General features: G+C 33.5%; 18 protein-coding genes. 3 read left to right on the forward strand and 15 right to left on the reverse strand.

Annotation, left to right across the window (positions count from 1 at the left end; translation table 11 throughout):
* Positions 1–229: 229 nt before the first annotated feature.
* Positions 230–835 (forward strand): DedA family protein, encoded by a 606-nt coding sequence (locus tag MKY90_RS14290; RefSeq protein ID WP_002032601.1) that lies wholly within the window; start codon positions 230–232, stop codon positions 833–835.
* Between the two features lie 35 nt (positions 836–870).
* On the opposite strand, the gene MKY90_RS14295 is transcribed toward MKY90_RS14290, so the two are convergent.
* Positions 871–1,362, reverse strand: a complete 492-nt coding sequence (locus MKY90_RS14295; RefSeq protein ID WP_098632519.1) for a DinB family protein — start codon at positions 1,360–1,362, stop codon at positions 871–873.
* 148 nt (positions 1,363–1,510) lie between these two features.
* Between MKY90_RS14295 and MKY90_RS14300 the strand changes: the two genes are divergently transcribed.
* The gene (locus tag MKY90_RS14300; RefSeq protein ID WP_078179085.1) at positions 1,511–1,735 is read left to right on the forward strand and encodes a hypothetical protein; all 225 of its coding nucleotides are present in this window, start codon (positions 1,511–1,513) and stop codon (positions 1,733–1,735) included.
* A 47-nt stretch (positions 1,736–1,782) separates the two neighbouring features.
* Here MKY90_RS14300 and dltD read toward each other — a convergent pair whose 3' ends face one another.
* The 7 genes from dltD to MKY90_RS14335 all read right to left on the reverse strand — a co-directional run bounded on the left by dltD (position 1,783) and on the right by MKY90_RS14335 (position 8,135).
* Positions 1,783–2,964 carry a D-alanyl-lipoteichoic acid biosynthesis protein DltD gene (dltD, locus tag MKY90_RS14305; protein ID WP_002127775.1) on the reverse strand — a complete coding sequence of 394 codons (1,182 nt, stop codon included), beginning with the start codon at positions 2,962–2,964 and terminating at the stop codon, positions 1,783–1,785.
* A gap of 335 nt (positions 2,965–3,299) precedes the next feature.
* A complete protein-coding gene (locus MKY90_RS14310) occupies positions 3,300–4,922 on the reverse strand; it encodes a peptide ABC transporter substrate-binding protein (RefSeq protein ID WP_078179084.1) in 1,623 nt (540 codons plus the stop codon).
* Between the two features lie 20 nt (positions 4,923–4,942).
* Positions 4,943–5,944, reverse strand: coding sequence for a C40 family peptidase (locus MKY90_RS14315; protein ID WP_341091666.1), 1,002 nt, complete (start codon positions 5,942–5,944; stop codon positions 4,943–4,945).
* Between the two features lie 39 nt (positions 5,945–5,983).
* The gene (locus MKY90_RS14320; RefSeq protein ID WP_078179082.1) at positions 5,984–7,036 is read right to left on the reverse strand and encodes a dipeptide epimerase; all 1,053 of its coding nucleotides are present in this window, start codon (positions 7,034–7,036) and stop codon (positions 5,984–5,986) included.
* Between the two features lie 113 nt (positions 7,037–7,149).
* Positions 7,150–7,476 (reverse strand): DUF3870 domain-containing protein, encoded by a 327-nt coding sequence (locus MKY90_RS14325; protein ID WP_341091668.1) that lies wholly within the window; start codon positions 7,474–7,476, stop codon positions 7,150–7,152.
* A gap of 88 nt (positions 7,477–7,564) precedes the next feature.
* Positions 7,565–7,840, reverse strand: a complete 276-nt coding sequence (locus MKY90_RS14330; RefSeq protein ID WP_002127780.1) for a hypothetical protein — start codon at positions 7,838–7,840, stop codon at positions 7,565–7,567.
* Entirely contained in the window at positions 7,779–8,135 is a 357-nt protein-coding gene (locus MKY90_RS14335) for an FtsB family cell division protein (RefSeq protein WP_078179081.1), read from the reverse strand. Before MKY90_RS14335 ends, MKY90_RS14330 begins: the two co-directional genes overlap by 62 nt.
* Before the next feature lie 288 nt (positions 8,136–8,423).
* Between MKY90_RS14335 and MKY90_RS14340 the strand changes: the two genes are divergently transcribed.
* Positions 8,424–9,350, forward strand: a complete 927-nt coding sequence (locus tag MKY90_RS14340) for an aldo/keto reductase (RefSeq protein ID WP_341091671.1) — start codon at positions 8,424–8,426, stop codon at positions 9,348–9,350.
* A gap of 48 nt (positions 9,351–9,398) precedes the next feature.
* Here MKY90_RS14340 and MKY90_RS14345 read toward each other — a convergent pair whose 3' ends face one another.
* The 7 genes from MKY90_RS14345 to MKY90_RS14375 all read right to left on the reverse strand — a co-directional run bounded on the left by MKY90_RS14345 (position 9,399) and on the right by MKY90_RS14375 (position 14,014).
* The gene (locus MKY90_RS14345; protein WP_002168209.1) at positions 9,399–9,995 is read right to left on the reverse strand and encodes a DJ-1/PfpI family protein; all 597 of its coding nucleotides are present in this window, start codon (positions 9,993–9,995) and stop codon (positions 9,399–9,401) included.
* On the reverse strand, positions 9,992–10,483 hold the full coding sequence (locus MKY90_RS14350; protein WP_002127784.1) for an ankyrin repeat domain-containing protein: 492 nt from the start codon (positions 10,481–10,483) through the stop codon (positions 9,992–9,994). Before MKY90_RS14350 ends, MKY90_RS14345 begins: the two co-directional genes overlap by 4 nt.
* 385 nt (positions 10,484–10,868) lie before the next feature.
* A complete protein-coding gene (locus MKY90_RS14355; RefSeq protein WP_000789035.1) occupies positions 10,869–11,099 on the reverse strand; it encodes a hypothetical protein in 231 nt (76 codons plus the stop codon).
* A gap of 166 nt (positions 11,100–11,265) precedes the next feature.
* A complete protein-coding gene (locus MKY90_RS14360) occupies positions 11,266–11,766 on the reverse strand; it encodes an invasion protein (RefSeq protein WP_098168343.1) in 501 nt (166 codons plus the stop codon).
* 406 nt (positions 11,767–12,172) lie between these two features.
* Positions 12,173–12,436: a hypothetical protein gene (locus MKY90_RS14365; protein ID WP_002127785.1), complete on the reverse strand. Its 264-nt coding sequence runs from the start codon at positions 12,434–12,436 to the stop codon at positions 12,173–12,175.
* A gap of 143 nt (positions 12,437–12,579) precedes the next feature.
* Complete coding sequence (locus MKY90_RS14370; protein ID WP_002127786.1) at positions 12,580–13,140, reverse strand: AAA family ATPase; 561 nt, start codon at positions 13,138–13,140, stop codon at positions 12,580–12,582.
* 115 nt (positions 13,141–13,255) lie between these two features.
* Positions 13,256–14,014 carry a class I SAM-dependent methyltransferase gene (locus MKY90_RS14375; protein ID WP_002127787.1) on the reverse strand — a complete coding sequence of 253 codons (759 nt, stop codon included), beginning with the start codon at positions 14,012–14,014 and terminating at the stop codon, positions 13,256–13,258.
* Positions 14,015–14,193: the final 179 nt, after the last annotated feature.

The following is a 14,193-nucleotide window of genomic DNA, read 5'->3' on the forward strand; positions in this document are numbered from 1 at the left end:
ATAGGAGCAGAAATGCTTCTATTTTTTTATGAGAAATTTTTAATAATCTTTTCATTATCTCTTCATGAAAACTGGGCTTATATCCTTTACTATAATACTTATGAGAGACATAAAAGAATTGAAATGGCAATCCCCTATATAAATAAGGTATAATCTACATATAGTGAACCTTTTATATTGTTAAATAAAGGGGCTTATATTCAAAATTCATAAATTAGAAGGTGCAACAATGTTAAGTAGTTTTATTCATTCAGTATTAACATTTTTTGAGGGATTAGGTTATTGGGGCATAATGCTTGGACTTATGATTGAAATTATTCCAAGTGAGATTGTCCTTGCTTATGCGGGATACTTAGTATTCAATGGTAGTATCTCATTTGTAGGCGCAGTTATATTCGGTACAATTGGTGGTGTTATTGCCCAAATCTTTGTTTACTGGATTGGTCGATATGGTGGTCGCCCTGTATTAGAACGTTACGGTAAGTATATTTTCATACATAAAAAACAAATGGATGCTGCTGAAGATTGGTTTAATCGTTACGGAACTGGCGTAATTTTCACTGCACGTTTCATTCCTATCGTTCGTCATGCGATATCAATTCCTGCTGGTATTACAAAAATGCCATTACTACGTTTCACTACATTAACAGCACTTGCGATCATCCCTTGGTCTATCATTTTCATTTATTTAGGTGAGAAACTAGGTGAAAATTGGGAGAATATTAACGATATTGCTGGACCGTATGTGAAATCGTTCGCTATCGGTGGTGTTGTACTTATACTTTTATATTTCGTAATAAAAAAGTGGACAAAAAAACGTAAAAATCTTGCTTAAGATTATAATAAAAACCGCTATAAATTCATGTAGAATTATAGCGTTTTTTTATTATAGGCTTGTTTATATATTATAAATTGCATTATTTCTTCTTTATGCTTTAAGTCATGCTGAATGAGTGATGGAAAATAATCGTTTAACCTCACTCTTTTTGTGCCGAATTGATAGTCACCATTAAAATTCTGGGCAGGAATTTGATTAATTTGATCAACTAATTGTTTACGAGTAAAGCTGAATTGATCTAATAGTTCTTCTTTTGAAATACCGGATCTCGCATATTTTATTGCACCCTCATTCATTTCCTCAACACCTGTTGGAACATTGGATACAGATTGTCCGCTTATAAAGTATGGAATTCTAAACTTCATTAAAAACTCATCCCAAACGATTAAATGTGAAATCACATCCGCGGTTCCCCATGAACCTTTTCTAAAAGGTTTAAACCATACATCATTAGTTACATACTTCAACGTTTGGCACCAATCTATTAGACTTAACTTTTTTTCTAGAATACTTTCTTTCTCCATAATTCATTCCTTCCTCTTTCACACTAATAATCGATTCATATATAACTTCTAGACATTACATAAAAACCCCTCCAGTCTAAGATTTACATGGATAAGCAACAATTCCACTATAAAATACGTATAGTAACTCAAAAAGGATTGATTCCCTATGCATTGGCAGCAAAAAGCACCATACTTAATCGGACGCCCTGTTGGTGTTTCTCTCATTAATGGGCAAGGGACATCCGGCGTTTTATGCGGCGTTCAAAATAATCAATTATTTGTTTATGAATACCTTTACCAAGCCCAGTTCGCCATGAAACATTATGACTTTAGACAAATTCAAGATATACACGCCTTTCCAAATTGCCCACACCAAAATCCTCTATACTAAAAAACAGGAACGGCTTTATTGCCATTCCTGTTTCTATTGTTTATGCATTATTTTTCAGAGTAAAACTTCTGCACTGCTTCATCAAAATAGATCCATCCTTTCCAGCCTAAATGAATCGTATCTTTTAAGAAATACTTATCATATTCATGGCTAGAAAAATCGACTACTGGGTATCCTGCTTTCTCAACTTGATCGCGAACCTTATTGTAATACACATCACGACGTTCTTTTGGGAAACCAGCGTAATCATACCACGGTCCGTTTACAGGCACAGAAATAAAGAGTGGTTTTACATTTTTTTCTTTGAAAAGATCTAAAACAATTTGTAAGTCATCATATTCTGGTGAATCATCATACGATTCATTTGCTCTAAAGTTTTTTAAACCTTTTAATTTTTTCTTTAAATTATGTTTATAATAATATGGATTTTCAATTCCGAATGTATTTGTTGTGGATCCTACTTTACCTTCTTGTTCCGCATGTTTACGTGCATCTTCCCAAGAAAGCGAACGTAATCCCATATTTGTTTCCTCTTTCATCGGTTCGATCTTAAATAGAGAGTTAAATAAATCTCGATGATCTAAAATGTTCCGGTACATATACGCTAGCGGTTTAGCTAGTCCAGCTTTTATGTTATGTTTTGTATCGTTATATACAATACTTTCTAGCGAACTACTTAATATCGCATCCTTACGAACAACTTTATAATCTAGTAAACGTTTCGCGATTTTTTTCTTCATTTCAGGCTTTATTTCGTCATTAAAAATAAAGTGATAGGCTTGTTGTTTGGAGAAATTATTTGTAAAATCCCCTTGTGATACACCGGTTTTTGTAAACCATTGTGGTGAAAGAACAAAGACTACCTTTTTACCTTCTAATTCATCCATTGTAGACGTCATATTTAATATATGAGCCAAGCTTTGCGTACCACCAGTCCCTATTAAAAATGGAGTAAAACCTGCTGGATTTACTCTAAAATAGTTAGATGGATGATATGCATCCATTCGTAAAAACTCTGATGAACCATACATCGGTAAATACTGCGAATTCTCTAACATTTTCTGTTGCAAGAAAACACTTTGTAATTTCTCTTTTTGTAAGGAAGTTGCTGCATCTTCTATCTTTTTATCGCTTATTAGTGACACTAAACTCTTAGATGGAATAAGCAATACAATGAAAAAGAGTACACAGGCTAAAATAATTGGTCCGAAAGCATGCTTCATCTTCATCGTTTATTCCTCTTTCTATTGCTAATAAATTGTAACCCTTGTTTATGACACGTCATCATTTTTCTCCTTTTTTCTATACATGTCCCATTCTATTTATCTATTGTATACATGTATGTATTCCTCTCTTTTCTCTGCAAATTCATACATTCATAGAGAAAGAAAATGTTTCCAAAGAAACATGTTAATTATACAAGATTCTACATAAATTTCACACTGGAATTTATGTAATAATTTTATTTTTAAGCTATGAAAAAACTTATAAAATGTCTATAATTCATTTGAATCTATAAGAAAAAACAGACTATCACATACGTGAAGTCTGTTTCTCCATCACTTTATTTTTGTACATCTGCCCATTTTAAACTTGTAGCTGGACCGAATTGATGTACATATAATTCTTTCACATATGGTTTTTGTAAGTAAGAAAGACCGCGCTGGAATACTGGTGCAATTACCGCATCATCAAGGAGCACTTTTTCCGCATCTTGCAGTGCTTTCCAACGAGCTTTTTCATCATTACCTAATTCTGTTTTAATCTTCTTAATTAACGCATCATATTCTGGATTTGCATATCCTGTATTATTTACGGTACTTCCCGAAAGGAAAACTTCTAAGTATGTCATTGGATCTGGATAATCAGGTAACCAACGTGATAACGACATTTCGTATTCTTTTTTCTTCTCTAACGCTAATTTTTGCGTATGTGGTTGTAATTTCACATTTACTTTTAGCCCCGGTAAGTTTTTCTCAAGCTGTTCTTTAATATATTCGCCTACCTTTTTAAAGTTCTCTAAGTCATAGTTTAATAGTTCTAACGTCACTTCATTTGTGCCTGTCTCTTGCTTCGCCTTTTCCCAATATTCTTTCGCTTGCTTTACATCCGTCTTATTAAACTCACCTGCCGTACTTCTAAAATCTTTCTTATCTGGTCCTTTTAAAAATCCTTTTGGTACGTAATAATTCGCAGCAACTGATCCGTCATTTAAAAATGATGTCGCCAAGCCCTTTTTATCAAACACTGTACTTAGCGCAAGACGTGCATTTTTATTTTTAAGAATCGGCACATTTTCATTGAAACGGAAGAAATACATAACCGGATCTGTATATTGTTTCAAATCTTTATTATTTTTATATTTATCTACGAATTCTGTTGAAATGACAGCTCTATCAACTTTATCTGTCTCATATAAATTTACCGCAGTTGAAATTTCTTTAACAATTTGATAGTTTACTTCATCTAACTTCACTTCTTTTTTATCCCAATATTTATCGTTTTTCTTCATTGTAAAGCTCGCTTCGTGCTTCCACTCTGATAATGTAAACGGCCCATTATATATCGCTTTATTTGCCTCTAACCCGTATTTATCACCTTGCTCCTTCGCATATTTTTCATTAATTGGATAGAAAGATGGTAAAATGAGTAGTTTCGTAAAATACGGTACAGGATGTTCCAGCTCTACAACGAACGTTTTATCATCCTTTGCTTTCACACCTAATTCTTCTAAGCCTAATTGTTTCTTATTTATCTTCTCCGCATTTTTCACATCGTACGCGATATATGCATATTGAGAGGCTGTATCTGGATTTATAAGTTGCTTCCAAGCATATACGTAATCATGAGCTGTTACTGGATCTCCGTTAGACCATTTCGCATCACGTAAGTGGAATGTATATGTCTTACCATCTTTACTCACTTCATATTTTTGTACTCCCGCTTGAATCACTTCATCATTTTTCGATAAACGGAATAACCCTTCCATTACGTTATTCAAAACGTTAAATGATACCGCATCTGTTACTTTCCCTGAATTTAATGATGGAATTTCACCCGTTTCTAGTAGTTGTAATACTTTCTTCTCATCTTTCGGCTTTGTAGCTGTTTTTTCTTTAGCACAGCCTACTAAAAATGAAGATACAAGTAGAGTACTAACTAATGAGTAGTGAACAACCTTTTTCATATAAAGCCCCCCTATCTTTTTTAAGGTAAGTAACGACGAGCACCAGCGTATTCTTCTATATATCCTGGTGTATTTAGCGGTATAATTTCTACCGATCTTTCAGCCTTTGGAGAGTGAATCATATTTCCATCACCAATATACATGGCAACGTGATGAACACTACCTTTTCCTTGATTATGTGCAAAGAATATTAAATCGCCCTTTTGTAGGTTTTCTTTATCAACCGCAATTCCTGCTTTTGATTGTGGCCCAGAATCCCTCGGTATTATAATGCCATGTGATTTATAAATCGTATGTGTAAATCCAGAGCAATCAAATCCAAAACCACTTGTACCAGCCCATATATACGGTAATCCTAAAAACATTTTTCCGGTGTTTATTAAGTCATCAGCGGTTGGAGTCGGAATATCATTTTGAGAATGGTAAACAGTTCCATCATTTTTCCGTAGCCACGCCTTCTGACCATTTGGTAACAATACGCGGTATGAGATCGTATCTTCACTTAATAGCGGTAAACGCGTATTATAACTGACTTCTAGCGATTTATGTTTTTCAGAAGGGTTAATATATACAATTGCTGTCGGTTTCGTTACTAATACAAAAGCTTCGTTTGTTTTATCTGCAAATTCCTGATTATACGTTAATTGTTTTTCAGGCATCCACCCTGGATACCCTTCTTCATTTCGCGGCGTTGGCTGTCCGTGCACTAGTACTTTTACCCAATCACCTTTTTTATCAATTACTGTTACTTCTTGACCGAGTAGCGCTTGCGTTTCTAATTTATTTGCACTCGTTAACCAAAGCTTCTCATCTAGCGTCATTGATTTCGTCCACTTCCATAAATCAACTGGATTTGTCGCACTCGGTGCATCAATTGGTCGTAATGAATCTGGTGCAGTCCATAACGTTGCAGCAGATACATCTATAAATGCTTTACTATCCTTCTTCTCTTCAGCATTCACCGAAGTAAACGATGAAAATATAAATAAAGTTGTTAAAAATGCAGTTCCTACTTTTTTCATATATATCCCCCTTATAAGATAGTTTACTAGGTACTACTTCTAAGATTGTATATTCACTCTAGAATGCAGGTTTACCTTTGGACCAGTGTAAGTCATCCCTTCTGGCTCTTCTACTAACCATAACGGTGCATCAAGATCAAAGTAATGAATATTCGGATGAGCCGCAGCTAAATGGGCAACAGCGCTAACTGAAAGTGAAGATTCCATCATACTTCCGACCATACATTTCACACCTGCTACTTCCGCAATATCCGCAATTTTCCATGCTTCTCGTATGCCGCCGCATTTCATTAATTTAATATTAAGTAGGTCTGCATATCCTCCTTGGACAATCTTTAATGCGTCTCTTGCCGAAAACATACTTTCATCTGCCATAATAGGCGTTTGTACATTGTCCTTCACGTACTTTAATCCTTCCCAATCTTTCGCATGAACTGGTTGTTCTACAAATTCTATATTTAAATTTCTATTCTCCATTTCTCTAATAATAGAAACCGCTTCTTTCGGTTTCCATCCTTGATTTGCATCTAAACGTAACGTCGTATTCTTTGGTACTACATTTCGAATTGCCTCTATGCGTTCTAAATCTAAATGTGCCTCTTTACCCACCTTAATTTTTAATGTTTGGAATCCCTTTTCGATATGCTTTTTCGCTTCTTTTGCCATTAATAAAGGCTCATCAACACTTACTGTAATATCAGTATAAATCTCTTTCTTCCCACCTAACAATGCATATAACGGTATGTTGTGAAATCGACAATATACATCGTATAAAGCCATATCTACCGCCGCTTTCCCACTTGTATTTCCTATACAGCTCATTTGAATGTGTAACAATAACGTTTGAAATTGCAGCACATCTTTATCAACTAATACGGAGCGAATTGGCCCTAATATCGCTTCCTCAATCCCGTTGGCAAAATCACCTGTAATAACCGGTGTTGCTGCAGCAGCTCCTTTTCCAACAATCCCTTCATCTGTATGAATAAACACATCTATACTTTCGATTTCCGTTACAGTGCGAAGCGCAGTTTTAAACGGTGTATGAAGCTTTACATGTCGGCGGTTTACCTTCACATCGGTAATTTTCATTTTGTTCATCCTTTCATTGTTTATAGAGTGATACTTTAATATCCGGGTGGCTTTTCCGTTAATGCGAAACAAAAAAATCCAGCCATAAGAAGATTCTTACGGCTGGATTTTGTCTATGAATGGGTAGACAAAGCAGCGATCTGATTATATTTTTTCTGTGCATCCTTTAGCGCTACAAGTAGCGCCTTTTGACACGAACCGAAGTACCGATTTTTTATTTCTGTTACTAATGCTGGGTCATTAATATTTTTATGTAGAAACAAATATTTAACAAATTGAGATGTTAATGCAATTGTGACTGAGCAATCTGCATCTACAATTTCCCCTGTATCCTTCTCAAGTACAAATGCTACAAAATAACTTTTGAACTTTTCGGTAATGGGATTATTTTGAGGTGCTTTCGCATCCCCTACGACGTAAATTGTATTTGAAGCGTACACAGCTATCTTCCTTTCTTATACGAGGATAACGGTTTTCTTAACAGACGTATAAGCTGTTAACTCAACGTTGATTAAAAAATGTATCCGCTTACCTTGTATTATATACAATTGACAGAATTTTAACAATATTTATTTTGACATATATTCCATAATTATGAAAATCTCTTAAAACAATTAAAATTGGCTCAAACTTCTCATTTTTACAATATGTCATTTCTCCTTGTACCATGACATTCACACTACAAACAACTTTTCCCTCATACATCAAAAAACAGTTAGCTATCGCTAACTGTTCCACCACTTCACTTTGGCAATACGAATATTGTTTCGTTTGACTTAGAAAATTGATACTCTTTTCTAGCAAACTTTAAAATCTCTTCTTCATTATCGGTTAAATTCTCAATGTTAATCTTTAAAGAACCTTGATCTTTCTTTAAAGAAACTAATTGTTTCTTTTGATTTGTTATTGTATTTTTTTTGCCATTAATTACTTCTTGTTGTTTCGTTAAAATATATTGAACGTACAAAGTAGTCGCAGCAATAAAAATGAACATGAAAATAAAACGCCTTAACTTCTTCTTATTTATAGTTCGCTTGTCGTTAGGCTGTGATAGTTGCTCTGGTATATTAGGAACATTGACTCTTTTGAGTTTCCTCATTTTCAAATCCCCCTAACCCATATTTTCTCACTACCATAGGCACGATCTCTTACTAACTTAAATTCTATTCTTATAAAATAACCTCCTTCACAAAAAAATCTCACAAATTAACCAATTAGAGATAGCGTTCGACGACATCTCTGTATTTAAAATGAGAATTTTTATTTATGCTGCTATAAAATAGTAGTTTATGTTATTCTTTTTCCCCAATTGTAGAAAACATTTTTACACATATAAATTCTAGTTTTGCATACCGATGTTATAACATGCTTACAAGGAGGAAAAATGATGCACTACCGTACATTAGGTAAAACTGGAATTACTGTTTCTGAAATTGGCTTTGGAGCGTGGGCGATTGGCGGCGATGAATGGGGTCCTGTTAACGACAAACAATCTATAACCGCTATGAAGAAAGCAATTGAATGTGGCGTAAACTTTATTGATACTGCTGATGTATACGGATTAGGACATAGTGAAAGGTTAGTAACTCAAGCGATAAGAGAGCACCGCAATAATATCGTTTTATCAACGAAAGGCGGTTTAATTGGGCATCACTATGATCCAAGTGGAGAGCCTGTTTATAATACTGCAGAAAAAGTGATCGCAGTATTTGAAACTAGCTTACTGCGCCTAGAAACAGATTATATTGATGTTTATTTCTGTCACATTTGGTGGGATAAACAAGAAGAAACAGAATCATTTTTACGAGCATTTGAAATATTAAAACGGGACGGAAAAGTAAGAGCTGTTGGTGTTTCAACTCACGACATACAATATATAAAACACTTCAATAAAAACAATGAAATTGATGTTGTGCAACTTGATTACAACATATTAAACCGAAAACCGGAAAACGACATACTGCCCTACCTACAGGAGAACAATTTAGGAGCTGTTATACGCGGCCCTTTAAAAATGGGGATATTAACTGGAAAATTTACAAATAAAACAACTTTTCTTGACGGAGATTTACGCAAAGAATGGCCAAAAGAAAAGTGGTTTCAAGAAGATTTACAAAAAGTAGAGAAACTACGATTACTCTCAAATGAAAATCAAACCTTAGGGCAACTTGCACTTCGTTATGTCCTCACTCATCCAGCGGTATCGATCGCAATTCCTGGCGCAAAAACAGAAAAACAAGCGAAAGAAAATGCAGACTCGTCTATCCGTCCGATTCTTACAGATGAGGAATTAGCGCATATTCAGTCAATATAAAACAAGACCAGCAGCTGGAAATATCCAACTGCTGGTCTTGTTTTACTTTTAATACTTTAAATCTATATCATATTCCATCCTCTTCGCTGTTTCTTCAGCAACCCGAGCACCCAACAAATTTCTCACAATGTGAAATGACATATTAATTCCAGCTGAAATTCCTCCAGACGTAATAATATGCCCCTCATCTACAAACTTTACATTCTCTAATACTTCCACATTCGGAAAATCATTTCTAAAACTTTCAATACTTGCCCAATGTGTTGTCGCTTTGAAGCCATCGAGTAATCCAGCTTTCGCAAGTAAAAGCGCACCGGTACAAACAGAAGTCATTAACTTTACTTCTTTCATTTGCTCGCGGATCCAATTTGTTATTATTTCATTTTTCATTTCGTTTTCTCTAACACCTAACCCACCAGGAATAATTAAAATATCAACTGGAGGCAAGTTTTCGATACTATAGTCCGGTTGTACCTTTAATCCATTTCTCGCTGTAATCATTTCTCCATCTTGACTAACAGTATGAACTGTAAATAGTTGACCTTCACTTGTTGCTGTAACGGAAAAAACTTCAAATGGACCCGCAAAATCTAACACTTCCACTTCATTAAAAAGAAAAATCCCTACATTCCAGTGGCTAATCATAAGCTCACTTCCTCTTGCAAATGATGTAATAGGGATTCATACCCTTTTTCTAAAGCAATATCATATGCGGTTTTTCCATCATTTTTCTTAATCATTTTATTAGCACCATTTTCAAGAAGTAATATAATGATTTCTTCATTTCCTAATAACGCCGCTTCATGAAGTCCTGTCCAGCCACCACTTTGCACAGCATTCACATCTGATCCCTTTTCAATTAAGAAAGCTACAAGCTCGCTTTGCTTATTCGCAATTGCTGCTTGAAGAGGTGTATTTTCATTTTCGTTTTTTGCTCTAATATGTATTTCTGCTCCCTGTTCTAAAAGGAAACTTGCAATTTCTTTCTGTCCAAAATAAGCAGCTAAGTGAAGCGGTGTCCATCCATCTTCACTAAATGAGTTAACAACACTTGGATCCGTATTAATGATTTCTACTACCTTTTCTTTTTCCCCTCTTATGACTGCTTGTGATATTGATATGATTTGTTCCATAATGAACCTCCATGTATACAAATGTTGAGTACCCCTTAATAAATTCCATTAATAATCACATGTTCCTTTCTAAATAATTAAGTTTACATAATAATATTATTTTTATAATTCGCTATCCTAATAAAAAAACAACCCACTCTAATGAGTAGATTGTTTTTGAATTTCATTTTTATATTTGTTTAAAAAAATATCATTTTCACTTACAACTAATAAACATTAATAAAAATGAAATGAAATTATATATTTAGCAGCCATGAACTCTTTATATATTCAAAACCGGCTATTTACTTAAATTAATAGTTTTTTATCACTTGAAAATAAAAATGGAATTTATCCTTACATTTGAAAAATACATATATAGCAAGAATCTATAGCAGTACTCTTATCATACTAATCTATAACAATTCTGCCTTCTTCCCTTACCTGTATCCTTTAAAACATAAGACTTTAAAACGAGTGCTGTTAGTGAATCTGTTAATGTTTTATATGATAAATTTGAAAGAGCTAATAGATCGTTCGTATATAACATTCTATGCTTCTCTAATAATAATAGCACTAATCGTTCTGACGGTTTTAATGTTTCATCACTTTCTAGTATAAAATCTATATTTTTCATATCCCTACTTCTTACTCCTTATATAAAAAAATGATTTTAGTAGTTATTTAATATAAAAATACTACACAACAAATTTGAAGATATATCGAAATAACATAACACCCAAACACTTTTATACTATAACATAAAAAAGACATTTCCCCAAATTGAAAATGCCTTTTTATATCTACTTCTCTTTTTTATATAATTGATATGATTGTTCTAGCCCTTTATTATATTTCGTATTATTATCTGTCCATTCTCCCCCTAAGTTTCCTGGCCACCCTGATGTATTAGCAACATATTTAAGCAACTCCCAATCCTGCAGTCCTTTTTTCACACCACGTTCATACGATTTGACCATACTTGAAATTGCTATCGTTGTATTTATACGCGAATCCACTAAACTCTCTTCCGATAATTGCGCTGGTGCTAATCCACCACGATGTAATTGGAATAATCCGAAAAATGTTCCGTTATCCCCTATCGCTTTTCGATCAAATTTTGTTTCATGATCAGCAATAGATAATGGTATCCAATCTGGAATATCATACCTCTTTGCAACTTCACTAATTACTTGTTTATTATTTTTAATCTCTTTCTGCTTTTCATAGTTAATATAAATTACATAACTTAAAGTAACTAACGTAAATAATATGAATATATATTGTAGTGCCTTTTTCATCATTTCATCTCCTGCTTTGTATATGTTTCACTTTCTATATACACTATAAGACTTTTATGTGACATTCATTTGACAAAATGATATTAATTATACATAAGCTGTTACAGTTTTAACTATCAATCTAAAAACTACAATTCTTGTAAAAGACTCCTTCAACACATAAAAACAATCAGCCTTTCATGTATAGTACATGAAAGGCTGATTGTTTTTCACTACACTTTTTTATGTATACAGTATATCCCTGCTATAATAAAACAAAAAAGACCTTTATACGTTAAAGATCTTTTTCATCTTATTTTTGTTACAAAAAACGCCAGAATCTAAAAAAACTTACTTTATGATTTGTATTTTTATATATAAATTAAAGGTTATAAGGCTACCAGCATCTTCTCGATTAATATTTTTCACATTAAATATTTCTTGCAATATGCGGTTTGCTGTAATGACTTGTTCCACCACCACCCACTACTACTTTTCCGCCTTTTTCGAAGATTAACAATTTACTTGAACCATCTGAAAGAAGTACTATTACTTCAGCATGATCACTTGTCGCTACATAGATTACATAACCACTTTTTGAAATACAAGTTTCCCAATGCTTATCAAATTCTGATCTTACAACTCGATTAGAATACACTTGATTTTCAATTCTTCCTGGCTGTTCATTTTCCAATTTTTTCTTACCTCCTTCCAAAGTTGTCATTTATATATAAATGACGGTTTCTCAATAAATTAGTGACCGTCCTTAATATAAATAGTATATGTAGTTAGTAGGAGAATGCTTGGACAATGAAAACGTAACAGCATTTAAGTATTTTACAATCGGAATTTTTCCTTAATCATTACAGCTACTTCTTTAGCACTCAAATGAGTATTATTAATTTTTATGTACTCTTCTTTTTCAATTTCATCATGAAATGAATTTAATCTATGTTTTTTCATCGTTTCTTTTAAATTTTTTTCAGACCATTCAATGTCTCTTTTTTTCGGTTTATGCTCTAGTCTATGTGGACTTTTATTTCGCTCTAATCTTTCATCTAATTCTGCCTCGAGCTCTACAAAATATACTGCTGCGCCTTTTGATTCAAAAATACTTACTACATGGTTTATGTACTCCCAATCCGATTGAAGGTCAAATGCCCATACATATGTAAAAATCATTCCGTATAAATCACTTTTAGACACTTCTTCAAATATTTCATTACGAAACAAACTTACTAATCTTTTTGCTTCCTTTGTACTGTAATCAAAAAATGGACTTACTAAATCAATGGTCATGTGATTATGAAAATTTTTCAAATCTGTTAGTTTCGCTAATTCTTGTCCGACTGTCATTTTCCCGACTGCTTGCGGGCCAAATATTAAGATGAATTTCATTTGTTTTCCTCCGATTTTTCTCTATAAACAATGAAATAAAACATATCCTAAAATTGAAAATAAGGCAGTCGATGTTGTGTCGATTGCCTTATTTTCATGAATAGTTCCTATATTATTACTTTCGTACAGCTTCAAAAGTAATAATTTGTTCTGCATTTGACGGTTGCTTTTCATAAACATAGTCAGCAGAGCAAGTAATGTCAGTGAAACCTATACTTTCTAAAAGGAGTTTAAACTCTTCTATTCCATACCACCGCATTGCAAAACGTTGTAGTTCAGTTTGTACTAACTTTCCTTTACTCCATTTTTCGTATTTTAAATATGATACAGTTACTTGGTTAAGCCAATCTATTTCAATTGATTTATTTTCTAATGTAATCCCGTCTCCGCTTGGTAAGGAAAAAGTCGATGTATGAATCTCACCCGTCTTCCAATCATACGGAAGTCCAAGGTCTACAATTAAACGCCCACCTGGATTAAGATGTTCATAAAAACATTTCAAAGCGTTTATAGAATCATCACGATTTTCAATTAAACAAAAGGATCCGGTAGGAATTATTATCGCCTCATATTTATATGGTAATGAAAATTGTTGTAAGCTTCCTTGGTATAAATTAGGGTTTAAGCCTCTCTCTTTACAACGCTTACGGCAAGAATCTAGCATTTCAGTTGAATAATCTATCCCATCAACTTTAAATCCAACTTCAAGAAGTGGAATAATGACACGCCCTGATCCTACTGCCGCTTCGAGAATTCTTCCCCCACAATTATTTAAACGTTCTTGGTAATACTCAATATCACCATTTAAAGAATAACCGACAGGTTTTGTAAAATCATATAGTTCTGTACAAAGTGTACTATAAAAACTAAACATTTATTTTCTCCTCCGTTTTATGTGTACGGAAGATTCTAATTTACTTAATCTTTCCGTACCTCAAATTTTAATGAGAATTCGAAAGAGCTGACTGTCATAATTTATCACTCACTTTCCATGTAATATATTTACATTGTATAATATTTCCTCGCGATTGAACATATAAAAGTTGAAAATTC

It is taken from the genome of Bacillus sp. FSL P2-0099, from assembly GCF_038007445.1.
Lineage (GTDB): Bacteria > Bacillota > Bacilli > Bacillales > Bacillaceae_G > Bacillus_A > Bacillus_A mycoides.

Bases quoted from the DNA above. Each gene is read 5' to 3' on its own strand.
- MKY90_RS14370 (WP_002127786.1), bottom strand. From the start codon at position 13,140: ATGAAATTCATCTTAATATTTGGCCCGCAAGCAGTCGGGAAAATGACA.
- MKY90_RS14360 (WP_098168343.1), bottom strand. From the start codon at position 11,766: ATGATGAAAAAGGCACTACAATATATATTCATATTATTTACGTTAGTT.
- MKY90_RS14340 (WP_341091671.1), top strand. From the start codon at position 8,424: ATGCACTACCGTACATTAGGTAAAACTGGAATTACTGTTTCTGAAATT.
- MKY90_RS14375 (WP_002127787.1), bottom strand. From the start codon at position 14,014: ATGTTTAGTTTTTATAGTACACTTTGTACAGAACTATATGATTTTACA.
- MKY90_RS14335 (WP_078179081.1), bottom strand. From the start codon at position 8,135: ATGAGGAAACTCAAAAGAGTCAATGTTCCTAATATACCAGAGCAACTA.
- MKY90_RS14295 (WP_098632519.1), bottom strand. From the start codon at position 1,362: ATGGAGAAAGAAAGTATTCTAGAAAAAAAGTTAAGTCTAATAGATTGG.
- MKY90_RS14355 (WP_000789035.1), bottom strand. From the start codon at position 11,099: ATGAAAAATATAGATTTTATACTAGAAAGTGATGAAACATTAAAACCG.
- MKY90_RS14315 (WP_341091666.1), bottom strand. From the start codon at position 5,944: ATGAAAAAAGTAGGAACTGCATTTTTAACAACTTTATTTATATTTTCA.
- MKY90_RS14300 (WP_078179085.1), top strand. From the start codon at position 1,511: ATGCATTGGCAGCAAAAAGCACCATACTTAATCGGACGCCCTGTTGGT.
- dltD (WP_002127775.1), bottom strand. From the start codon at position 2,964: ATGAAGATGAAGCATGCTTTCGGACCAATTATTTTAGCCTGTGTACTC.
- MKY90_RS14350 (WP_002127784.1), bottom strand. From the start codon at position 10,483: ATGGAACAAATCATATCAATATCACAAGCAGTCATAAGAGGGGAAAAA.
- MKY90_RS14290 (WP_002032601.1), top strand. From the start codon at position 230: ATGTTAAGTAGTTTTATTCATTCAGTATTAACATTTTTTGAGGGATTA.
- MKY90_RS14310 (WP_078179084.1), bottom strand. From the start codon at position 4,922: ATGAAAAAGGTTGTTCACTACTCATTAGTTAGTACTCTACTTGTATCT.
- MKY90_RS14320 (WP_078179082.1), bottom strand. From the start codon at position 7,036: ATGAAAATTACCGATGTGAAGGTAAACCGCCGACATGTAAAGCTTCAT.
- MKY90_RS14345 (WP_002168209.1), bottom strand. From the start codon at position 9,995: ATGATTAGCCACTGGAATGTAGGGATTTTTCTTTTTAATGAAGTGGAA.